25 protein-coding genes and 1 pseudogene are annotated in these 21,642 nt (G+C 47.2%); 21 read left to right on the top strand and 5 right to left on the bottom strand.

The features are described 5' to 3' along the window. The first annotated feature begins 102 nt into the window (after nucleotides 1-102). The 16 genes from ACEN82_RS11360 (at nucleotide 103) to ACEN82_RS11285 (ending at nucleotide 11,629) form a co-directional block, all read left to right on the top strand. Nucleotides 103-606: a hypothetical protein gene (locus ACEN82_RS11360; RefSeq protein WP_413320605.1), complete on the top strand. Its 504-nt coding sequence runs from the start codon at nucleotides 103-105 to the stop codon at nucleotides 604-606. Between the two features lie 10 nt (nucleotides 607-616). After that, nucleotides 617-922 carry a DUF4134 domain-containing protein gene (locus ACEN82_RS11355; protein WP_413320603.1) on the top strand — a complete coding sequence of 102 codons (306 nt, stop codon included), beginning with the start codon at nucleotides 617-619 and terminating at the stop codon, nucleotides 920-922. Next, a complete protein-coding gene (locus ACEN82_RS11350) occupies nucleotides 919-1,227 on the top strand; it encodes a DUF4133 domain-containing protein (protein WP_413320601.1) in 309 nt (102 codons plus the stop codon). The genes ACEN82_RS11355 and ACEN82_RS11350 overlap by 4 nt, the downstream gene beginning before the upstream one ends. Then, nucleotides 1,214-3,673: a TraG family conjugative transposon ATPase gene (locus ACEN82_RS11345; RefSeq protein ID WP_413320599.1), complete on the top strand. Its 2,460-nt coding sequence runs from the start codon at nucleotides 1,214-1,216 to the stop codon at nucleotides 3,671-3,673. Before ACEN82_RS11350 ends, ACEN82_RS11345 begins: the two co-directional genes overlap by 14 nt. A gap of 5 nt (nucleotides 3,674-3,678) precedes the next feature. Then, the gene (locus ACEN82_RS11340; RefSeq protein WP_413320597.1) at nucleotides 3,679-3,981 is read left to right on the top strand and encodes a hypothetical protein; all 303 of its coding nucleotides are present in this window, start codon (nucleotides 3,679-3,681) and stop codon (nucleotides 3,979-3,981) included. Then, entirely contained in the window at nucleotides 3,981-4,649 is a 669-nt protein-coding gene (locus tag ACEN82_RS11335) for a conjugal transfer protein TraI (RefSeq protein ID WP_413320595.1), read from the top strand. The genes ACEN82_RS11340 and ACEN82_RS11335 overlap by 1 nt, the downstream gene beginning before the upstream one ends. Continuing rightward, nucleotides 4,636-5,319, top strand: coding sequence for a hypothetical protein (locus ACEN82_RS11330; protein ID WP_413320593.1), 684 nt, complete (start codon nucleotides 4,636-4,638; stop codon nucleotides 5,317-5,319). Before ACEN82_RS11335 ends, ACEN82_RS11330 begins: the two co-directional genes overlap by 14 nt. Nucleotide 5,320: 1 nt before the next feature. Then, nucleotides 5,321-5,950, top strand: coding sequence for a TerB family tellurite resistance protein (locus ACEN82_RS11325; protein ID WP_495644146.1), 630 nt, complete (start codon nucleotides 5,321-5,323; stop codon nucleotides 5,948-5,950). A gap of 11 nt (nucleotides 5,951-5,961) precedes the next feature. Next, the gene (gene traJ, locus ACEN82_RS11320; protein WP_413320589.1) at nucleotides 5,962-7,155 is read left to right on the top strand and encodes a conjugative transposon protein TraJ; all 1,194 of its coding nucleotides are present in this window, start codon (nucleotides 5,962-5,964) and stop codon (nucleotides 7,153-7,155) included. A gap of 4 nt (nucleotides 7,156-7,159) precedes the next feature. Further along, on the top strand, nucleotides 7,160-7,780 hold the full coding sequence (gene traK / locus ACEN82_RS11315) for a conjugative transposon protein TraK (RefSeq protein ID WP_413320587.1): 621 nt from the start codon (nucleotides 7,160-7,162) through the stop codon (nucleotides 7,778-7,780). 8 nt (nucleotides 7,781-7,788) lie between these two features. Then, a complete protein-coding gene (locus ACEN82_RS11310; RefSeq protein WP_413320585.1) occupies nucleotides 7,789-8,004 on the top strand; it encodes a hypothetical protein in 216 nt (71 codons plus the stop codon). 1 nt (nucleotide 8,005) lies between these two features. Next, on the top strand, nucleotides 8,006-9,019 hold the full coding sequence (gene traM / locus ACEN82_RS11305; protein WP_413320583.1) for a conjugative transposon protein TraM: 1,014 nt from the start codon (nucleotides 8,006-8,008) through the stop codon (nucleotides 9,017-9,019). 16 nt (nucleotides 9,020-9,035) lie between these two features. Further along, nucleotides 9,036-9,794 (top strand): hypothetical protein, encoded by a 759-nt coding sequence (locus ACEN82_RS11300; RefSeq protein WP_413320581.1) that lies wholly within the window; start codon nucleotides 9,036-9,038, stop codon nucleotides 9,792-9,794. 127 nt (nucleotides 9,795-9,921) lie between these two features. Further along, nucleotides 9,922-10,260, top strand: coding sequence for a hypothetical protein (locus tag ACEN82_RS11295; RefSeq protein WP_413320579.1), 339 nt, complete (start codon nucleotides 9,922-9,924; stop codon nucleotides 10,258-10,260). After that, on the top strand, nucleotides 10,209-11,030 hold the full coding sequence (locus ACEN82_RS11290) for an SOS response-associated peptidase family protein (protein ID WP_413320577.1): 822 nt from the start codon (nucleotides 10,209-10,211) through the stop codon (nucleotides 11,028-11,030). The genes ACEN82_RS11295 and ACEN82_RS11290 overlap by 52 nt, the downstream gene beginning before the upstream one ends. Nucleotides 11,031-11,050: 20 nt before the next feature. Then, nucleotides 11,051-11,629, top strand: coding sequence for a hypothetical protein (locus ACEN82_RS11285; RefSeq protein WP_495644123.1), 579 nt, complete (start codon nucleotides 11,051-11,053; stop codon nucleotides 11,627-11,629). On the opposite strand, the gene ACEN82_RS11280 is transcribed toward ACEN82_RS11285, so the two are convergent. Genes ACEN82_RS11280 through ACEN82_RS11265 form a run of 4 tightly spaced genes read right to left on the bottom strand, consistent with a single transcriptional unit; the run spans nucleotide 11,622 to nucleotide 17,398 of the window. Continuing rightward, entirely contained in the window at nucleotides 11,622-14,825 is a 3,204-nt protein-coding gene (locus tag ACEN82_RS11280) for an error-prone DNA polymerase (RefSeq protein WP_413320573.1), read from the bottom strand. The two genes, ACEN82_RS11285 and ACEN82_RS11280, sit on opposite strands and share 8 nt — an antisense overlap. Beyond that, on the bottom strand, nucleotides 14,822-16,324 hold the full coding sequence (locus ACEN82_RS11275) for a Y-family DNA polymerase (protein WP_413320571.1): 1,503 nt from the start codon (nucleotides 16,322-16,324) through the stop codon (nucleotides 14,822-14,824). Before ACEN82_RS11275 ends, ACEN82_RS11280 begins: the two co-directional genes overlap by 4 nt. Next, nucleotides 16,317-17,042: an ImuA family protein gene (locus tag ACEN82_RS11270; protein WP_413320569.1), complete on the bottom strand. Its 726-nt coding sequence runs from the start codon at nucleotides 17,040-17,042 to the stop codon at nucleotides 16,317-16,319. Before ACEN82_RS11270 ends, ACEN82_RS11275 begins: the two co-directional genes overlap by 8 nt. 11 nt (nucleotides 17,043-17,053) lie before the next feature. Beyond that, nucleotides 17,054-17,398 (bottom strand): hypothetical protein, encoded by a 345-nt coding sequence (locus ACEN82_RS11265; RefSeq protein ID WP_413320567.1) that lies wholly within the window; start codon nucleotides 17,396-17,398, stop codon nucleotides 17,054-17,056. 89 nt (nucleotides 17,399-17,487) lie between these two features. Between ACEN82_RS11265 and ACEN82_RS11260 the strand changes: the two genes are divergently transcribed. The 5 genes and pseudogenes from ACEN82_RS11260 to ACEN82_RS11240 all read left to right on the top strand — a co-directional run bounded on the left by ACEN82_RS11260 (nucleotide 17,488) and on the right by ACEN82_RS11240 (nucleotide 20,253). After that, nucleotides 17,488-17,748, top strand: a complete 261-nt coding sequence (locus tag ACEN82_RS11260; protein WP_413320565.1) for a hypothetical protein — start codon at nucleotides 17,488-17,490, stop codon at nucleotides 17,746-17,748. Beyond that, the gene (locus ACEN82_RS11255; protein ID WP_413320563.1) at nucleotides 17,745-18,242 is read left to right on the top strand and encodes a helix-hairpin-helix domain-containing protein; all 498 of its coding nucleotides are present in this window, start codon (nucleotides 17,745-17,747) and stop codon (nucleotides 18,240-18,242) included. Before ACEN82_RS11260 ends, ACEN82_RS11255 begins: the two co-directional genes overlap by 4 nt. Further along, the gene (locus ACEN82_RS11250; RefSeq protein ID WP_413320561.1) at nucleotides 18,239-18,850 is read left to right on the top strand and encodes an alpha-ketoglutarate-dependent dioxygenase AlkB family protein; all 612 of its coding nucleotides are present in this window, start codon (nucleotides 18,239-18,241) and stop codon (nucleotides 18,848-18,850) included. The genes ACEN82_RS11255 and ACEN82_RS11250 overlap by 4 nt, the downstream gene beginning before the upstream one ends. 51 nt (nucleotides 18,851-18,901) lie before the next feature. After that, nucleotides 18,902-19,998 (top strand): annotated as a pseudogene (locus ACEN82_RS11245) (S1/P1 nuclease). 3 nt (nucleotides 19,999-20,001) lie between these two features. After that, nucleotides 20,002-20,253 (top strand): hypothetical protein, encoded by a 252-nt coding sequence (locus ACEN82_RS11240; protein WP_413320559.1) that lies wholly within the window; start codon nucleotides 20,002-20,004, stop codon nucleotides 20,251-20,253. Between the two features lie 104 nt (nucleotides 20,254-20,357). Here ACEN82_RS11240 and ACEN82_RS11235 read toward each other — a convergent pair whose 3' ends face one another. Beyond that, on the bottom strand, nucleotides 20,358-21,563 hold the full coding sequence (locus ACEN82_RS11235) for a sensor histidine kinase (protein WP_413320557.1): 1,206 nt from the start codon (nucleotides 21,561-21,563) through the stop codon (nucleotides 20,358-20,360). Nucleotides 21,564-21,642 lie beyond the last annotated feature (79 nt).

Here is a 21,642-nt window from a genome sequence, read left to right as displayed (position 1 = left end):
ATTAAAATACCACCTGTGAGGGTGTTGTCAAATAAAAAATCTTAACCTGATCACTTTTGTTTTGCCCGGCGGCATGGGGCCGGCGGGTTAAAATAAAAGACTATGTTAAACGCGATCTCCTGGCAGCAATATGTGGCTGCCGTCTTAAGCTTCAGCGCGGCCTGGTATGCATATGTTGGCCTGCGTTACTACCGTACGGAACTGGCTGCCTGGCTGAAGATCAAACCTACGGTTCAGAGCACGGTTCCGCCGGTCGCCAACAAACTGACCGTTGTCATGGGCGCGGCAAAACCCGAAACAGACACCGGCCTTTATCCGGCGGAAGAACTCCTTTTTTCTGCCGGCGATCCTGACGACATCAGCGACCAAACCCTGCCCAAGGGTCCCGCAGATGACCTGCTTGACGAAGCTAAAGTGCTTATCAACGCCTACAGCGAAAACAACGATAAAACCGAATTCCTTTCCCTCTTCAGGCTATTGCTGGATAAATATGAAGTATTCCGGGAGGAGATCAGCCTGCCTGCCGTCATCAGCGCGCTCAGCGAATTTGCCGGAAGCCGTTTACCGTTTCGCCTGAAAGAAACCGAGTGGCCATTAACCTTTTAATAAGCAGAAAATGAAAAAGACATTCAAAACCATTTACGCCGCATTTCTACTACTGCTGAGCAGCCTGAGCGCCTTCGCGGCAGATGGCAATGCGGGCATCAATGAAGCCACCAACCAGGTCAAAAGTTATTTTGCTACCGGAACCAACCTGATGTACGCGATTGGCGCGGTCGTCGGCCTGGTCGGGGCAATCAAAGTTTATAAAAAATGGAATGACGGCGAGGGAGATACCGGTAAGGTTGCCTCCAGCTGGTTCGGCAGCTGTATCTTTTTGGTCCTCGTCGCTACTGTTCTCAAATCATTTTTTGGCGTATGAGTTACCAGATCAATAAGGGGGTTAACCGTCCGATCGAGTTCAAGGGCCTCAAAGCCCAGTATATCGGCTATTTGGGTGGCGGGCTGGTAACGCTACTTGTTTTGTTCGCTATCCTTTACCTGACAGGTATGGCCATTTACCTGTGTATACTCATTATAGCAGGATTAGGCAGCGTCCTATTCTATAAAGTATATGGCTTAAGCCATAAATACGGAGAACACGGACTCATGAAAAGGAACGCCCGCCGATACCTGCCCATTTATTTGAAATTCAAAACCAGGAGGTTGTTTTATGAAAAATGCTGAGCAAGTGTTCCCGATCTATAAGGTTGAACACGATACAATATTATCCATGCAGGGAGAATTAAGTGTTGCGTTCGAAGTCCGGTTGCCCGAATTGTTCACCTTATCCAATGAAGAATATATGGCCTTTCACCAGACCTGGGTAAAAGCCGTTAAACTCCTGCCCAAAAATAGCATTTTTCATAAGCAGGATTGGTTTGTAGAAGCAAACTACAAAGCTGAATTTGGGGATAAGACATTTCTGAGCCATGCCAGCGAACGCTTTTTTAATGAGCGGCCCTATCTTGCGCATCATTGTCTGATCGTCCTGACCAAAAGGCCTGAGAACTATAAACCCGTCAGCAGTGCTGCCAGTAGCCTGATGCGCAAACGCCTGACCCCGGCCCAAACCACCGATGCGGAACTGTTCCGTGATTTTCTGGACAGCGCGGGCCAGTTCAAACGGGTAATGGAAGACAGCGGTCTGGTTGGTCTGCGCCGTTTGAACAACAACGAACTGGCAGGGACGCTGGTAACGCCGGGTATCCTGGAACAATATTGCTTTCTGCTTGGCAAGGACGATGAACCGGAATTAAAAGATATTCACCTGAAGGATGAACTGCGGATCGGCGATAGTCATTGTCAGCTATATACGCTGGCCGAGGCGGGGCATTTGCCCGCACTTTGCGGACCACGCATTACCTATGATCAGTACAGTACTGACAAAACAAAATTCAGCACCGGTTTTGCAAGCCCGGTGGGTGCATTATTGAACTGCAATCATATCTATAACCAATATTTATTCATTGAAGACAGTGCCAAAACCCTGAAAAAACTGGAAGCCAAAAAGCTGCGCCTGCAATCACTATCGGCATACTCCCGCGAAAACGCAATCGGCCGTGATGCCACCCAGGAGTTCCTGCACGAAGCGATCAGCCAGCAGCGGCTTCCGGTCAAGGCACACTTCAACATCCTAGCCTGGACGGATAACCCCCGGCAACTCAAAGACATCAAAAACAAAGTGAGTTCGGCACTGGCCCAGTTAGACGCGCAGCCCAAACAGGAAACGGACGGCGCTCCGCAGATCTGGTGGGCCGGACTGCCCGGCAACAGCGGTAATTTCCCGATGAACGACACTTTCGACACGTTCGCGGAGCAAGCGGCCTGTTTTTTCAATTTGGAGACGAACTACCGCAGTAGTCTATCACCCTGCGGCATCCGCCTGGGTGACCGCTTATCCGGAAAGCCTCTGCATGTCGATCTGAGTGATGAGCCGATGAAGAACGGTATTACGACCAACCGGAACAAATTCATTTTAGGTCCCTCGGGCAGCGGCAAGTCCTTTTTTACGAACCATTTATTGCGCAGTTATTACGAGCAGGATGCGCATATCGTACTGGTCGATGTCGGTCACAGCTATGAAGGACTGTGCGAATTCGTGGACGGCTATTATTTCACGTACTCGGAAGACAGCCCGATCAGCTTTAATCCGTTTTATGTTGGAGAAGGCGACACGCTGGATACCGAGAAGCGCGAAAGCATTAAAGCGATGATCCTGGCACTATGGAAAAAGGAAGACGAGGGTGTACTGCGTTCCGAATACATCGCTATTTCCGATGCGCTTTATCATTACTATGAGAGTGAACCTGAGTTCGCTTGCTTCAATACCTTCTATGAATTTTTAAAAGGGCCTTTCTACGAAACCATGAAGCAAAGCAAAGTCAAGGACCAGCATTTTGATATTGATAACCTGCTTTTCGTTTTAAAGCCTTACTACAAAGGCGGTGAATACGATTACCTGCTGAACGCTACGGAAAACCTTGACCTGCTGCACCGTCGCTTTATCGTGTTTGAACTGGATAATATCAAAGATCACCCGATCCTGTTCCCGGTCGTAACACTGATCATCATGGAGACCTTCGTTTCCAAGATGCGCAAGCTGCCTAAGGAGACCCGCAAAATGATCCTGATTGAGGAAGCCTGGAAAGCGATCGCACGGGAAGGCATGGCCGAATACATCAAGTACCTGTTTAAAACGGTGAGAAAATATTTCGGGGAAGCACTGGTGGTTACCCAGGATATCGAAGATATCATCAGTTCGCCTGTCGTGAAGCAAGCGATCATCAACAACAGCGATTGTAAGATCCTGCTGGACCAGCGCAAATACCAGAATGATTTCCCCAAAATCCAGCAGCTTTTAGGAATCACAGATAAGGAGACGGCGCTCATCATGAGTATGAACCGGGCCAATGACGAGCGCTTTAAATACAAGGAAGTATTCATCAGCCTGAACGGTCAACTTTCCAGGGTTTACCGTACCGAAGTAAGCCGCGAAGAATACTGGACCTATACCACGGAATCGGCTGAGAAAGCCAGGGTCAAGGCCTACAAAAAGAAATACGGCGATATCCGCAAAGCCATTGCGGTCATCGTCCGGGAAGAACAACAAACTAAAAATAATGCCGCATGAAAAAAATGATTATAAGATGCATTACATTACTGGCGGCCGCACTATTTGCGGGCTGCGAAGGAGGAGGCCACGACGGGACTTATGTTGCCAGATGGAAAAACGAATTTTCAATGGCAGACGATACCATCATTATCAGAAAAGATATTGTCACCAAACGTACCGGTTATCGAAAAATCAGGAATGGTCAATTGAAACCTAAAGAGTGGAGTATAGAACGATGGATTTATAACGACCCCAATTCTCCAATCATTGAGCCCGGCGATGACCAAATTAATATTGGATCTACAACTTATAAGCGGATCAAGTAATGAAAAAATCGGTTGTTATATTAATTATTGTGATGATTGGCTTTAGTAGCCGGTTACACGCGCAGATTCCGATCGCTGAAGCGGTCAAACTGGTGGTTAAAAAAGTAATCAAGGCGATTGACCTGAAGGTGCAGCGCATGCAGAACCAAACCATATGGCTACAGAATGCGCAGAAAACCATAGAGAATGAACTTTCACGCTTCAGGTTAAACGAGATCGCCGACTGGTCTGAAAAGCAGCGTTCGCTGTATGATCAGTACTACCAGGAATTATGGAAGGTCAAATCTACCATTGCCTATTACCAGCGTATTAAGGATCTTACTCGAAAGCAGGTGGCTATGGTGGGAGAATATCAAAGAGCTTGGCATTTATTCCAGTCAGATAAACACTTTCACCCGGACGAGATCTTTGAAATGCAACGTGTTTACCTCGGCATTCTCGAAGCAAGCGCCAGGAATCTGGAGCAGGTCATGCTGGTCGTCAACCCGGGAAAAACACAGATGACGGATCAGCAAAGATTGGAGGCCATTAATCTGGCGGGCGACCGGCTGGAGGAGACTTACAGTGATCTTAAACAGTATAATAATCAAAACATGATCCTCAGCCTGCACCGCGGCAAGGATCTTAACGAAGTGCAAACGATAAAGAACTATTATGGCATCCGTTGAACAGATCATCAAACAAGCTTCGGTTCTCCGCAAAAGAGCGAAGACCTTACTCGCCGTTACGCTGGCAACAGCAGCAATGAGTCACTGCGCTCAGGCCCAAACCTTTGCGGAATGGTTCAGCCAGAAGAAAACGCAAAAGAAATACCTGCTGCAACAGATCGCCGCCTTGCAGGTATACAGCGGTTATCTTCAAAAAGGATACAGTATTGCCAAAGGCGGCCTGGGATCGATCGGTGGCTATGTCGGCAACGAATTCGGGTTGCACAGCGGTTATTACAGCTACCTGAGTTCCGTTAGCATCCCGGTTAAAAATGATCCGCAGGTTGGTGAGATCCTTCGCTGGCAACAGGATATTTTACAGCAGGTAAATCGGCTGAAAGATCTGGACGGGCTTACCCGTGACGAGGCAAAATATGTCAGCAAGGTCAGCACCGCACTGCTCAGTGATTGTAATGCGCAGCTCCATGATCTGCAAATTATTCTGGCTGACCAAAAAACGACGAGGAGCGACGAGGAACGTATCCGGCAGATCGCCCGGCTTCACCGGAACATGCAGGACAATTACCGCTTCGTTGCCGGCTTCAGATCGCAACTGCAGATGTACGCACGCAGCAAGCAACAGGAAATGAAAGATGTAAACACTTTAACTCATTTGTATGCAACTCAATAAGATGATCAAACGCGGCGGGGCCATCATAGGGGTGCTGCTGTTTTCAGTGACGCAAACCCATGCACAGAGTACAGAACTCCAGCAGTTGTTACTGAACATTGAAAAGCTGACGCAGTTCAAGGCGATTCTCTCTGATATGAAAAAAGGTTATCAGATCTACCAGCAAGGCTATGGCACGATATCCAATCTGTCGAAAGGTAACTTTAACCTGCACAATATTTACCTGACCGGTTTGATGGCGGTTAATCCCATAGTCAGGAATAACCCAAGGGTCGGCCAGATCATCAGCCAGCAAAACGATATTCTCAGCGAATACAAGCGCTATAACGGCCTGTTCCGGCAAAGCGGTAGGTTTACGAGGGATGAATTGGATTATATCAGCAATGTATACAACCAACTGGTCAGGCAGAGCAATACGAATATTGATGATCTCGCCAGTATAACAACTGCCGGAAAGTTACGCATGTCGGATGATGACCGGCTAAGGGCCATCGACCGCATTTATACCGGCAGTGCTGACCAACTGCAGTTCCTGCGCTTTTTTAACCGGCAGGCCGTTGTGCTGAGTTTGCAGCGAAGCAAGGACCTCAATGATACACAAGCGCTAAAGCGCCTGTACCGCATAAACTAAAGATCAATCGTATGAAAAAGAAGCCATTATTAAGCGCCCTGCTGGCGCTGACGGGGATACTATTTCCCTTATTTTCCAGAGCGGACGGCCTCGCTGACGATATACATGGGCTGCAGAGCGTGCTGGATCATGTCTATGCTGATATGCTCCCGATGTGCAGCCAACTGATCGGTGTGGCCCGCGGCATCGCCGGTTTCGGCGCACTCTGGTATATTGCCGCCCGCGTTTGGCGGCATTTAGCCAGTGCCGAACCGGTCGATTTTTACCCGTTGTTGCGGCCATTCGCCATAGGCATGGCTATTCTCCTGTTTCCCACGGTCATTGCCGTGATCAATGGTGTCATGAATCCGGTGGTAACCGCAACCGGCGGTATGGTCAAGAACTCGGATGCAGCGATCGCCAAATTACTGGCACAAAAGCAGGCTGCCATCGAAAGAACAGATACCTGGCAAATGTACGTCGGCGATGACGGTGAAGGAGATCGGGATAAATGGTATAAATACACCCATCCAAATGATAAAGAAGGCAGTAATGATAAACTCTTAAAGGGACTTGGCAATGATGTCAAATTCGCGATGGACAAAGCCGGCTACAAATTCCGTAACAACATCAAACAATGGATGAGTGAGATCTTGCAGGTGGTCTACGAAGCCGCAGCCCTTTGTATCAATACGATCCGGACCTTTTACCTCGTCGTTTTAGCGATCCTCGGGCCGCTGGTATTCGGGCTTTCCGTATTTGACGGTTTCCAGCATACATTGACCACCTGGCTGGCCAAATACCTGAATGTCTTCCTATGGCTACCGGTGGCCAATATCTTTGGCAGCATCATCGGCAAAGTACAGGAGAATATGCTGAAACTGGACATTGACCAGGTCAACCAGGCGGGTGATACTTTTTTCAGTTCAACTGATACAGCCTACCTCATTTTTCTCCTGATCGGAACGGTCGGCTACTTTACGGTGCCAGCGGTGGCGGGCTATATCATTAATCCCGGGGGTGGTAACGGCCTGTTGAATAAAGTGACCAGCCTGACGGCAATCAGCATGAGTTCTGTCCAATCCGCGGGCACCGTGACCGGGGAGCGTATGGCGCAGGGCGCGCAAAACATCATTAATGCACCGGGCCATATTGCTGAAGGCTACAGGTCTGCCGGGTATAATGAAGTGCAATCGGAGAAATTAAATGGAAACCCTAAAAAGTAATATCATGTTCACACATCTCAGAAACATAGAAACTGCTTTTCAGCAGAATAAGCGGATCGTCGGCCTTGTTATATTAACGAGCGCCGTCATATCCATAGCGGCCATCTGGTTTGCTTTTACCGCCTATCAAAAAGCTTCCGGGCATATTTATGTACTGGCCAACGGCAAGGCGCTGGAAGCGATCGCTGCCGACCGGAAAGACAATATTCCCGTTGAGGCGCGCGATCACATCAAAATGTTCCACCAGTACTTTTTTACACTTGATCCGGATGAAAAGGTCATCAACGGTAATATCAGTAAGGCACTATACCTGGCAGATGAAAGCGCGAAGAACCAATACAATGACCTGAAAGAAAAAAGCTATTACAACAATCTCATTTCAGGAAACATCAGCCAGAGTTTAAAGGTGGACAGTATAAAACTGGATATGAACAGCTATCCGTTCGCTTTTAAATGTTACAGTACGGAAAAACTGGTCAGGTCGTCGTCTACAATACATAAACTATTGATTACGCAAGGCTACCTGCGTAACGTTGCGCGCTCGGACAATAATCCGCATGGCTTTCTGATCGAGCACTGGGAAACACTGGCCAACCGCGACACCGTGATCAATAACCAGCCATGATAAGGGAAATGATGAACAGATTCAGCCGCTGGTTCAATGACCTGCATGGCGACAGGCAGGTCTGTTATTACCTTGTTTTTTGTGCCGCGTTCCTCGTGCTGCTTTGGCTGGGTATCCGGTTTATCCGCTTTGATGCAAAAGTCTATACGATCAGCGTGCCTCAGCATATCGGGAAACCATCCGGACCACAATTCACAGATTCTTTAACATCTAAAAAACACTGATATGGAAAAGCAACGAAAATTTCTGCTGGTATTACCGCTGTTGGTCATACCATTTTTAACGATGGCCTTCTGGGCCCTGGGGGGCGGCAAAAATGGCGGCCGGCAGCTCGTCAACAATAAAGGCCTCGACACCGATCTGCCGCAGGCGCAGTTCAAGAGTAAGGACCAAACAGATAAAATGGCTGTCTATCAGGCCGCCCAGCATGATCCGGCACAGGATGGTGTCAGCCCGGCCTTCCTAAGATCGATGGGGCTTGATAAAGCAACGCAACCAGGAGATTCTGTTACTACCCCGGACGACCAGGCAGAAAAGATCCAGGCAAAGCTGGCGCTATTGAATAAACAATTGAACGAGCCACAGACACAGACTGTCGGTTATGACGAACCTGAACCGCAACAGGTCAGGCAGCTCAAAAAAGTCATGCGAAACATGAACGCTGCCAATAACGCCCCTGACCCGGAGATGCAGCAGCTAAACAGTATGCTCGATAAGATCCAGGCTATACAAAACCCTGCTTCGGTTGCCCCGGCGTCTGTATCAACCGAACCCGACAAACCCTTTAGGGCCATACCAGCTGTAATCGACGGCAAGCAAAAGGTAATGGATGGTGGTGCTGTTAAACTGAAGCTGACCGATACGGTCACCCTGAAAAACCAATTGTTATCAAAGGGACAGGAAATCTTCGGGGTTTGCCAGGTCACTAACCAGCGTCTTTTATTAACCATTCAAAATATTCGTCTGGATAAGCAGATCATCCCGGTAAACCTTACCGTATTCAGTCTCGACGGCATGCCCGGCATACCGGCACCGGAAGCCGAACTCGGCGGCGCGGCCGGCAACGGGGCCGACAACGCCATTCAGAGTATGCAGTTCCTGAGCATGGATCAAAGCCTCGGTGCACAGGCAGCAGCGGGAGGCGTCAACGCCGCGAAAGGCTTATTCAGCAAAAAGATAAAAAAAATCAAGGTCAAACTAGCGGATGAATACCCCGTCCTTTTAAAAATCAATCGTTAATTAAATCCATTTTATTATGAACACAGAAAATCTGAATTACCTTCAAAAGCAATTGCTGAACCTGGGGTTTGGCGAAAAACTCAATGACGAACTGGAAAAAAACATCAAATCAGGCAAAAAGGAATTTACCTTAAACACTGAGCAAGAGTACAATAAGCAAAATGTGGATTATACCCTGCACTATAAAGCAGGTGATCAGAACGATATGTATTTTTTCAATAAATATGATGCTTCATTAAGAGATAAGGAAATGGAGCAAACTTTTTACATCAATAAAGGCAGCGGCATCACTGCCAAGGAGGCCTATAACCTCATGGAAGGCCGGGCGGTTCACAAGCAGTTAGAGAATCTCGAAGGAGAAAAGTATCATGCCTGGATCGTGATCGACAAAGAAAATAAGACCGAGAACGGCAATTTTAAATTAAGGCCTTTTACCGAAGGCTGGAATTATAAACCTGAACGGGCTATCGATAAACTGGATATCGTTGGGATCAACGACGAGGGTGCCCGGGAAAAGCTGATGAAATCACTTGAAAAAGGCAACCGCCACCAGGTTAACGCGATGAAGGATGGCAAGGAAGTAAAACTGTATTTAGAAGCCAATCCGGCTGAACACCGCGTTAACCTGACGAACTGGAAAGGCGAAGCCCAGCAATTGGAGCATTATAAAAAGCCTGAGTTGAAGAATGATAATAAGAAAGATCAAAAACAAGCGCAGACCGCGGAGGATGCGCCTGCAAAAAAGTCAAGAAAGAGCGCTAAAATGAAAGTTTAGTATTAAATTGGCCGCATCTTGAATTACCGGCAATCTGCCGGTTAATTGTGATAAGGTTTAGGTTGAAAGTCCCCGGCAGCGAGTGTTTGGGGACTTTTATTATATAGTAGATCCGATTTTTTCTTATTTGGATTTACTAAATATTTTAGTAATATTTGCTTTAATGAATGATCCGAAGGCATTTGAAATTGAAGTGAACGGGCAGAGTGCCCGGGTAACTGACCATACGATCAAGTCTGCTAAAATATTCCATATTGTGTTCCAAGGTCGTCGCCCGCCGTTAAATATCACGGTGGCCACGAACAGCGATGACGAAAAATTTTGGACATCTGTTCCTGAAGGACGGCAGGAAGAAGCAGAATTTGCAGGTAAGGCAGTTGCTGCTTATCTTCGTGACTACAGGAGGAATCAATCATGTGTTACTACAACGGACAAAAAGTTACCCGCACCGAGTTTATTCGACTAAAAAATCTGGAGAAAGCTGTAAGGAATTATAATTTCCTGAATGTTGGCGTACATAATGGTTTTATGTTCCAGCCTTCGGCAATTGCCGTAGCAAATGCAGATAAAACTGATTTCGATTTAACGCTTGGCCATTGGGGTTATTTACCGGGAGCGATTAAGACACATGAAGCCGCCCAAGCTTTTGTTCGTTCCTATACAACGATGAATTTCAAATCCGAGAATATGTTTATCAATGAAAAAGGACAACGCTCGATGTGGGCCGATGCGATTAATAAAGGGCGCCGCTGTTTGGTGTTATCTACCGGTATTGTAGAAAACCGCCATGTCCAAAAGATCGGTAAGAAAGGTGAGCCGTTGAAGGCTACCGATAAATACCCTTATATCGTTACCATGAAGGATACCGAGTACTTTTGGTTCCCTGGCCTGTACAATCAAATACTGGATGAGGAAACAGGTGAACTGATTTATACCTTCGCGTTGGGTACGACCCCGGCCAATGCTTTAATGTCACAAATCCATAACTCGAAAATGCGGATGCCGACAGTGCTGAATGAGGACCTTGCTTACGAATGGCTGATGACAGATATCTCTAAAGAACGGGCGCAAATCTTGGCCCGTACACAAGTGCCATCGAGTGCAATGGATTTCTGTACGATCACCAAAGAATATTTAACCGAGCGGGTAGCTAACCCGACAAACTATGATACTTTGCCCCCGATTGATATGGTGTACTTAGACACTACTGAGGAGTTAACTTACCCCGCTGCATAATAAAACACATGCGGGAATTATTGGAAAACCAAACCATTCGCGTTGATGCGCATCGGTGGGGAAACCGGGAACACATTACTTGGGATAATACGGCAAATGATATTCACATTGATAAAACTACTTATTGGCGTATTCGCGGTAAACGAGTAAAAGTGCGCATTCGCATTCCTATTAATTCTAATAGACCTATTGTAGTTGAAATTCTTAATGACATAAGAAACCCCGATCGAGCGACGCAGGAAGCAAAACAACAGTTAGAACGAGAAATAGCTCGTGCGTTGGCTGATCCCCTAACAAGGCAATCATTTATAGATGACCTTATTGATATCCTCGAAAATTATCAATCCATATTATCTTCATCAGATCGTGCCAGGGATGCGGTTCGACGTTTGGGCCGTCATTTCGGTTTAAATGACAATATAATCGAGGATTTGGTATCCTATTCCGGCAATAGGGTTCGCAGTTTTGTGACTTTGTTTGCAACACCACAAGAAAATTTCTATATCCAGCTGAATACTAATGGATTTGAGGCGGGACAAGTGCCAGACGGTAATGTAAATTTTAATCCCGACGGAATTGTCAATCCGAACGTTATTTAAAATTCCTGCCCTTGTGAATGGCATCTTCCGCTTGCTGACTTTTTAGAGGTTTATCCATAGGTACGAATGGCGATGCTTTTTCATCGGCACGGGATAGCGTAAGTATCGGCTGTTTTTCATTACGTATGGCGGTTAAATCGCCTAATAGCTTCGTAATATCAAAGACGCGGCGCACAATTATATGCGTAACTTCTGTACGTTCAACAACACCTTCAACCATAAGGAGCCGAGCGTGCAGGATCTCTTTACGGTATTTGTCAAATAATTTGGGAAATACAACCAGATTGGTAGTGCCCGTTTCATCTTCAAGCGTAATAAAGCAAACACCTTTAGCAGTACCGGGCCTCTGGCGGATGAGAATAAGGCCCGCTGTTTTGATCACTGTTTTGTTCTCGGTTTGATTAGCGTCCTTAGCGGTTTTGATATGTAACAACTCAAGTGTATGGCGTATAAAACTAAGCGGGTGCCCTTTGATCGAAAGGCCGGTAGTTGCATAATCCTGTACAACGTGTTCGGAAAGGCGTAATTCGGGCAGATTAACTTCGGGCTCGTGCAGGCTTTCCGAAGGCTGGCCCTGCATAAGTTGAACTGGACGGTCATGCAGGGCGGAAACTTCCCAAAGCGCGCGCCGGCGATCCAGATCCATTGAACGGAAGGCATCGGCATTGGCGAGGCGCTCCATCGTTGCTACGCTAACACCGGAATCGCAGATTTGGTGAGGCGCTGTATAGGGTCGAATGCGCCCGGCTATCAGTTTTTCCATTTCGTCCTGACGGATACCGTCAATCTCCCGAAACCCTAAGCGCAGCGGAAAATACCGGCCCTGTTTAGCTTCCAGCGTATTGTCCCATTGCGAAAGGTTCACATCGATGGGCAGCATTTTTACACCATGTTCACGCGCGTTACGCACGATCTGTGCAGGCTGGTAAAAACCCATTGGCTGGCTGTTAAGAAGCGCAGTCGCAAATACTTCGGGGTAATAAAATTTCAGCCAGCAGGAAACGTAAACAAGTAAGGCGAAACTTGCGGCATGACTTTCGGGGAAACCATAGCTACCGAAGCCTTCGAGCTGTTTGAAAATACGGCGTGCGTATTCTTCCGTATAACCACGGGAGGTCATGCCGTTAATCAGTTTATGTTCGAACTTGCTGACCATACCATTGAATTTGAAAGTTGCCATTGTCCGACGGAGCAGGTCAGCTTCGCCAGGAGTAAATCCGGCAGCTACGATGGCCAGTTCCATCGCTTGTTCCTGGAAAAGCGGCACACCGAGAGTGCGTTCAAGAATAGACCGGATTTCTTCAGATGGATAATCTACTGCTTCTTCGCCATTTCTTCGCCTGATATAAGGGTGCACCATATCGCCCTGTATCGGGCCGGGCCGCACAATAGCCACTTCAATTACCAGGTCATAAAAACAGGTAGGTTTCATGCGGGGCAGCATGGACATTTGCGCGCGGCTCTCTATCTGGAATACGCCGAGTGTGTCGGCGGCCGTTATCATTTCATAAACTTTGGGATCGTCCTGCGGAATATTGGCCAAAGTAAGTGTGATACCGTAATAGTTTTGCACGAGATCAAAAGCCTTGCGGATGCAGGTCAGCATACCCAACGCCAGAATATCAACTTTCATGAAACCGAGCGCATCGATATCATCTTTATTCCATTCAATATTAGTACGGTTCTCCATGCGGGCATGAAAAATCGGGCAAAGGTCGCTTAGTTTGCCATCAGTAATTACAAAGCCACCCGTATGCTGGCCGAGTTGACGCGGAAAGCCGATCAGCAGTGAAGTTAATTCAATCACCTTGAGTAAATGAGGATCTTTATGATTAAGCCCTAAAGCGCTGACTTGTTCGGCTGTGATTTCTTCATCGGACAGTTCGCCATAAGCGTCGGATAATTGTTTAACTACATCTACCGAAAGTCCCATGGCACGGCCTACATCATTTACCGCCCCTTTGTAATGAAGCATAAATACGGTTGGCAGGATCGCCGCACGGTCACGACCAAATCTGTTATAAACATACTGTATAACCTCTTCCCGCCGCTCATGCTCAAAGTCCACGTCTATATCGGGTGGCTCGTTGCGTTCTTTAGAGAGGAAACGGGCAAAAAGTAAATTGGATTTATCCGGAGCGACCGAAGTAATGCCGAGTACAAAGCAAACCGCGGAATTGGCAGCAGATCCCCGGCCCTGGCAGAGGATATTCTGGTTCCTCGCCCAGGTTACATAATCTTCCACAGTCAGGAAATAATCCGCAACATCCAGTTCAGCAATTATTTCCAGTTCATCGTCGAGGGCCTTTTTAACTTTTGCAGGTATTTCATTATTATAAAAACTGTTGGCCCCTTTCCAGGCAAGGTATTCCAATTGCTGCTGAGGCGTACGGCCGCCGGTAGTCAGTTCACTTGGATATTTATACTTCAGTGTTCTCAGATCGAACCAACAGGCATCGGCAATAGTCCGGGAGTTTATGATAGCTTCGGGGTAATTACGGAAAAGGCGCTCCATCTCGGTTTTTTCTTTAAGATGCCTTTCTGCATTCTGATGCAGTTTATATCCGGCGTTAAAAATGGTACATTTCTCCCGCACGCAGGTGAGAATATCTTGCAGTTCACGTCTTGATACATGATGATAATGCACATCGTTAGTGGCGACAAGCGGGATGTTTAGTTCGGCTAAAAGGAACAGGCGCTTGGCATCATCACCGGTATAATACTTTGTTGCCGCTAAATACAGATTAGGCAGGTTTTGCCGGTAGTCCTGAACGTGATGCGTAAAAACAAGTTCAAATTCAAAATCCTGTGTGATTTTATCGGGCGGTATGATAATGAAATAAGAACCCTCAGCATGCTGATAGACATCTCTTTTAGATATATAACATTTTTCCTTTTCAGCGCGGAGATTTCCGAGTGTCAGCAGCGCCGAAAGTCTGGCGTAGGCTTCTTTATCAGTCGGATAAGCCAATAAGCTTGGCCCGTCAAGTAAATCGAGGCGCACGCCGGGAATCAGCCGGATATTGCGGTCTTTGGCAACCTGGTAAGCACGGACTACACCAGCAAAAGTATTACGGTCAGTAATACCGATCGCGTCATAATGCAGATCCGCCGCCTGGTCGACAAGTTCTTCCGGGTGGCTTCCGCCTCGGCGAAAACTGAAATTGCTGGTGACCTGTAATTCGACGTAACTCATGCGAAAAAGCCATGTAAATACCAGTGCTGATTATTCTCCGCATTATAGTGACCTGAACGGAAAAGCCAGTAGCGGCGACCTGCTTCATCTTCAGCGATATAGTAATCCCGGTGTTCCCCCGGTTCAAGCCACCATTCACGTTCGATACGCTCGGGGCCATCGGCCCCTACAATAACATGCTGTTCGCCTTTCCAGATAAATAGCTTGGGCGGGTAATCAGGGGTTAGCGACATGGCTTCAATACATTCCGGATGATCCAGTATTTGCATCGGACGCGGTTTATCGGTGCGCCAGTCGCTTTCGGGTTTCTTTTTGAGGTTAGCGTTCGGTTCCGGAGTGCGTTCCGGCCAGTAATGTTCACCCGGCAGGTAGCGATTGATATGGGCATTGCCTATCCGGCCCGCAACGCGGTCGAGCAGTTCGGCCACCTCTTCACTATCCGCGCCGCCTTTAGATGACCAGAGTTCACTTTGCTTATCACTGACCGGTTCAGTTTTCAGCGCATCTAAAACGAATAGTTCAATACCCAGGCCCGGCGCTATGGTTTCCAGCTTATTAAAAAAAAGTTTGAACAGGTGCTGTACCCGGTTACTGGCATGGTTGGTGCCAATAGCGATGTTACCGTTCTTTCCGTCCACCCGGTACCAGGTCAGCACAGCGGAGCGCAATCCCAGCCCTTCACCATAGAGCCTTTTGCAAAGTTTTTCAAGAAGGTCATTGAGTCCTATCTCTATAGCCGTGCGTGTACGGACCGGCTCCAGGCATTCAAGGCGTTCACTGTAGGGTATTGGTTCTTTAAGCGGAAATAAATATTCCGGCTCTTGCCCGAGCGCCTGTTGCAGGCGAAGTACCATATCCTTACCGAATCGGCGGCGCAAAACAGAATTGGGCATATAAATAAAGCTGCTGACCTGGTGCAAACCGAGATTTTGCAGTTTCAGCAGCTGACTCATCGGCAAACGGAGTGCTGAAGGTGTCAGGGGCATGAGTGCGTTTCGGTGTTCCCCTACGGGTACAATAAGGCCGGATGGCGCACAGCGGGCCACACCCCAGGCTGTTCCGATGGTATCAGCAATTGCCGGTCTAATATCGTAACCTATAATTTTTAAGCGGGAAACAATTTCCTGCAAATAAGCTTTTTCACCGCCTTTCAAGTGCGTGCAACCTGTCACATCCAACAGTAAGCCGTCAGGCGGATCGAGCTGTATGAGCGGCGTATAACGCAGAAACCATTCGGCAAGTCCGGTTAACAATTTGATATTTCTGCCGGGCTTTCCGTCAAAAACCTGGAGGTCGGGTGCGATGACCCGTGCATCTGCAACAGTCATACCTTCTGTTACGCCATATTTGCCGGCTTCTTCCGTCAGTGCGGTAATAAGCATGCGTCCGTGATCCGGTTCAGCGAAGACATAGGACTTCCCTTTCAGGCCAGGCTGGCGGATCGCCTTTTGGTCTGTGAGTAAATGCCGGAACCATATGGATGCAAACCGTTTAGGCATACAGTCGGGTTTGTTCGATGATCTGAGGTGCTATAACAGTCTGGAAAGCTTTTTTCTTCCATTCTACAGTCCAGTTTCCGGGCCTGCCGTTTCTTACTTTCAATAATTCGACCTGCCAGCGCGGGTGACCGACACCAGGCATACCGGCCCTTAACTGGCTGCGAACCGGGCGAACCTGCCAGCGGGCAGCGCAAGCGGTGGTATTGGATTTTTTAACGTCTTTGCGCAGCACAAAGCCGGTCACATGACTTTTTTCGACGGCTAATTGCAGGCGCTGGGATTCTGTAAAGCTAAGATGCTGCGTTTCGCAGATCACCGTAACAACACCTTCACATTTTAACGCCTCCTCGGTAACCCAAAGCACATCTTTTTGTAATGGTACATCCACAAAAATAACCCGGTCGGGATCAACCCCGAACAGTTTTAACGCTGGCGGATAAATGCGGCGGGTATAGCTGATCCAAAGGCAGGCACCGCCACGGTCCATCAATTTTTGTACAACGCCTGCGATAAACCCGCCGCTTGCGGCGGTGTCTTCAGGGCAGGTACTGATAAATTCGTGAATAGCTCCGGTTGGAAAAATGCCGTTGGGAAAAGCCATCGCCACCGGTCCGAGGCCCATATCGTTCGCCATGCCCGGCTGTGGCGGCCGGAAGCCCTCCCAGCCAATCATATCCTGGCGCAGTTTGCTGATGATTTGTTCTTTTGTCGTGTTCATTTTCAGGGGTATTAAAAATCGAAGTGCATTTGGTCGAAACTCAGTTTTTGTGAGCGGTTGTATAACCTGACCGCCGCCGCGATCTGACGCAGTTCCATATTGGTAAATACCTCTTCGGTGCTATAAGCATCGGCTTCTTCAGGATAGTACACCGCTTCAAAATACGCCTCCACATCCTGGGGCGTAAATAAGGGAGGCACCCCATCTTCGACATTCACGCAGATCACGGATCTGCGCATTGCCGCCGTTACCTGATAGCGCATAAAACCTTCGGTATCGGCCAATTGATCCAGTTGTTCGACGCTGATTATCAGCTGTTTATTTTCAAGTTCGAGTTCTATATTAAATGGCACCATAACACGTCAAATTTGGGACTATAAAGTTATGCTAATATTTTTAGCATTATTTCATTCTTTTTTACATTTTTTTCTCCACTTTTGTTTTAATGAGAAGTAAGTTGTTCGAGGAGAAGCCTAAAACGGCCAAAACAAGTGCGGCAAGATGGGTACGTATTTTGCCGGATAATGGCGAAGGTTATCACTTGTACGATGCTTTAGCGGAGCGTTTTATTGGCCGCATTCTTTTTGATGCGGAGGATAACTGGATATACGATGGTCAGGTACTGAGTATAGAAGAGCAGGAAGAAGTCGCCGGGCTTATCAGCGGTAGTCATAAAGAAATGGATAATTTGATCAGGGACTTATGAAAAAGAATATTGATTTTGAACTTTCGGCTGAAGAAAAACAGAAGTTAAAAGCAAAAAAGATCAGCCAAAAGATGCTGCGGGATTATGCGCCCGATGAGATTGCGGCCATGCTGGACGCTTCACCTGAGCGCGCCAGAGAATTGGCAGCTTTGGCGGAGTTTCAAAGTATTCCGTCACTGGGAATCGGCTTTGCCAGGGAATTGATGCAGCAGGGTTATTACTCGCTGGAACAAATAAAAGGAAAAAGTGCGGTGGAATTGTTTGACGCCTATGAAAGGCATTGCGGTTGCTGGGCGGACCCATGCGTGGAAGATTCTTACCGCCTGCTCATTCATTACATTGAACACAAAGATGAAAGTAAACGCTGGTGGAACTTCACCGGTGAGCGTAAAGCATACCGTGAACAGTTCGGCTTCCCGTCCGACCGGCCTTTAACTGCCTGGTATGAAACGGACAAATACCCGAAGGCAAAGGCATATATGGAGGATAAATGATGGAGCAATTGTGTTTTTTCCCCGAGGCAGGACAAAGTAAGGGCCTGCCTACCGATTTCCTGGAATATTTCCCCGGTTTGTTTACCCGGGATGAGGGTGATTTCTTCCTTCAAAAGTTTATAGCGGATGCACCATGGAAACAAACGGTACAAAAGATGTATGATAAGGAAGTGGTTACCCCGAGGCTTACTGCATGGTATGGTGATCTCGGTACCGATTATTCCCATCTGGGCAGGATATCCAATCCGACGCCATGGACACCGGAGTTACTGGCGGTTAAAGAGGTCGTCGAGCCTTTAGCGGGTATCAAATTTAATAGTGTGTTGTTAAATTATTACCGCGACGGTAATGATTCTGTCGCCTGGAATAGTGATAAGGAAAGTATTTTGGGCAGGCACCCTGTGATCGCTTCGGTCAGTTTCGGACAAGTCCGAAGTTTTGATATTCGCAATAAAACCGATCATAGCGAGAAGTATTCCGTTCGTCTGGAACACGGCTCATTCCTGCTGATGAAAAGTGGTTTACAGGAACATTGGGAGCATCGGATCGCCAAATCAGTTAAACCGATGAAAGCACGGATCAACCTCACTTTCCGGGTGGTCATATGATATTTACCAACACTAATAATTTATAAAGCATCCTCCAATTATATTCGCAGCATGAAGAAACTGTTTAATTTCTGCCTGATAGGCCTTTCCGTAGCATTAATTTCATGGGGTTTCAAAGGACACCGCGCTATCGCGACCATTGCACAAAAACACCTGACCAGTAACACCGCCTATGTAGTCTCAGCTTACCTTAAAGGTGAAGGCATGGCCGATGTAGCCACTTGGGCCGATGAAAATAAAAATAAAGCAACCGCCTTATGGCACTTCATTAATTTTCCTATAGGCCTGACCCATGAGCAATTCGTTCAGGCGGTGCAGCAAAGCGATAATAATACTTATACGGCTATCTTAAAAACAGAGGCAACACTGAAAGACAAAACACTGAGCCCCGAGCAAAAAAACGAAGCATTAAATACCTGATTCATTTGGTCGGTGACGCACACCAGCCGATGCACATCAGCCGCAAGGAAGACAAAGGCGGCAACACCATTCAGGTGCGTTTCGATAACAAGGGCACTAACCTGCACAGCCTGTGGGACAGTAAACTGATCGATCACGAAGGTTTAAGTGAAGCCGATATCGCCAGGACTTACGATATAGCTACGCCTGCGCAAATAAAACAGTGGCAAGCGGACAGCCCGATGGAATGGATATGGGAAAGTTACCAGATCAGCAGCGAATTTTACGCAAAAACAAAGCCAGGCCAGCAAATTGACGAGGCCTATTACCAAAAGTATATCGGTGTCATTCATAAACGAATAGACCAGGCCGGCATCCGTTTAGCAGGTGAACTCAATAAGCTGCTTAACAATGAGCAGGTAAAAACCGCAATTGTAACACTTATGCCGCCACCACCGGTAAGTACTGAAATTGCAGGTTCTGTGAAACTGGAGGATGTTAAAAACGCAATAGGAAAAAACGTAATTACACAAGGAAAAGTTTATGGCAGCAAAGATATCGGGAGCATGATACTGGTTAATTTGGGTGCAGCTTATCCTAACCAATTACTGACCGTTGCATTGAAAGGCAAGGCCAAAGAATTAGGGAACCAATTGGAGAATAAAACGATCACCATAGAGGGTGTAGTCATTGATTACAAAGGAAAACCGGAGATCATTATCACCGACTCATCAAAAATCAAATTCTAAGTTATGAATGAACCGTTTATTATTCCGGTGATTTACCAGGGAACGGAACATGAATTCAAGGCTCGTTTTGAACGGTGGGGCTATACTCACCGCATCGCTGTACTGATCGATGAAGTGACATTTGCCTTTGAACCGGATGAAGAAGGCGGTTACCGGGCATTGATCAATCCGGAAGAATCAGGATCTGTGCGTACGGCAGACATTTCACTGATTAAGGCGGTTGCAGAAAAACTGGCTAAGCTCGCCACGCTTTAATGTAACTTATCCCGTTTCTTAAAGAAACCATGATGATGTCAAAGCGGACGACAGTAACTTACTGATGCCCGTCTCTTTGAAATACTAGTGTGCTGCTGTTGTGATTACTTTGTTAAACGGATGACAAAGGTAGTGCCTTCGCCGACTACAGACCTGACCGCGATGCTACTGCCTAGAAGATACAGAAGATCCTTAACAGTGGCCAATCCGATGCCTGAACCCAGGGTATCAAAACGGTCCTTCGTTTTTAAAGTGAAATTATTGCTGAAAATTTTTTCCAGATATTCTTCCGGAATACCCCGCCCATTATCCTCAACTTCAAACAGGTAGAAAGCTTCATTTTCCTCGAACCTGATTTGAATGATGGCCTCCGGTTTATCATTATAACGGATCGCATTACTCAGCAGATTGATCAGCAGTTGCTCCACCGCAATAATAGAATAATGCAATTGGTGCTTAGCCTCAGGCAATAGGATGCGGACACTGTCGGGTACGTTAAGTAAACCCTGAATCTTGCTGATCAGCGCATTCAACTCAAAATCCTGACGCTTTTCTAAAAGGAGCTGTGGATTTTTGGAATACGCCATCATCTCATCAACTAATGCCAACAAATTATCCGCCGCGGAAATATTCATATTGACCAAACGCAGGCAACCATCGCTCTGTGTGATTTCCTGTCGCGTCCGTAATGCCTGAGAGGTTAGCCGGATGCTGCTTAAGGGATTTTTAATATCGTGCGCTGCCATCGAGGCAAACTTCTGGATCAATACATTCGCGTTAATGAGTTCCTGGTTGGTTTGCTGCAGCGCAAGCACCTTGCGGCGCAATTCGATCTTATCTACAACCTGCTTGGCCAGCGCCTTTAAGGCATCAACCTGCACTTCATTAAAATCATGCGGTTTCTGATCGAGCACGCACAATGTTCCCAATGCGAAGCCATCTTCATTGACCAGAGGAACACCTGCATAAAAAGTAACATTAGCTTCGGTCACCACCGGGTTTTCGGCGAAACGATGATCCTGAGAGGCGTCTGGTACGATCATGATCTGCTCAGGCTCCGCAATCGCATAAGTACAAAAAGATAAATCCCGGAAATTTTCGGTAAGGGTAGTACCGATATGCGACTTGAACCACTGCCGTTTTTCATCAATGAAAGTGATCAAGGAGATAGGCGTATGGCAAATTGCAGAGGCGATCGAAGCAATAGCATCAAAATCCGCTTCCTCACCGCTGTCTATGATCGCGTAAGATTGCAGGGCGGCCAGCCTTTCGGCTTCATTCTCTGGAACAGGTAATGCTATAGCGTTCATCGTTGATTCCCGTACGAAAGTACGCTTTTAAAATCAGATCCTGATTACTGGCACTGTCTTCGCAACAGAGCTACAAAAT

The organism is Mucilaginibacter sp. Mucisp73, assembly GCF_059491465.1.
The sequence above is the reverse complement of the archived record's forward strand: the minus strand, read 5'-3'. Positions and strand labels throughout refer to the sequence as shown.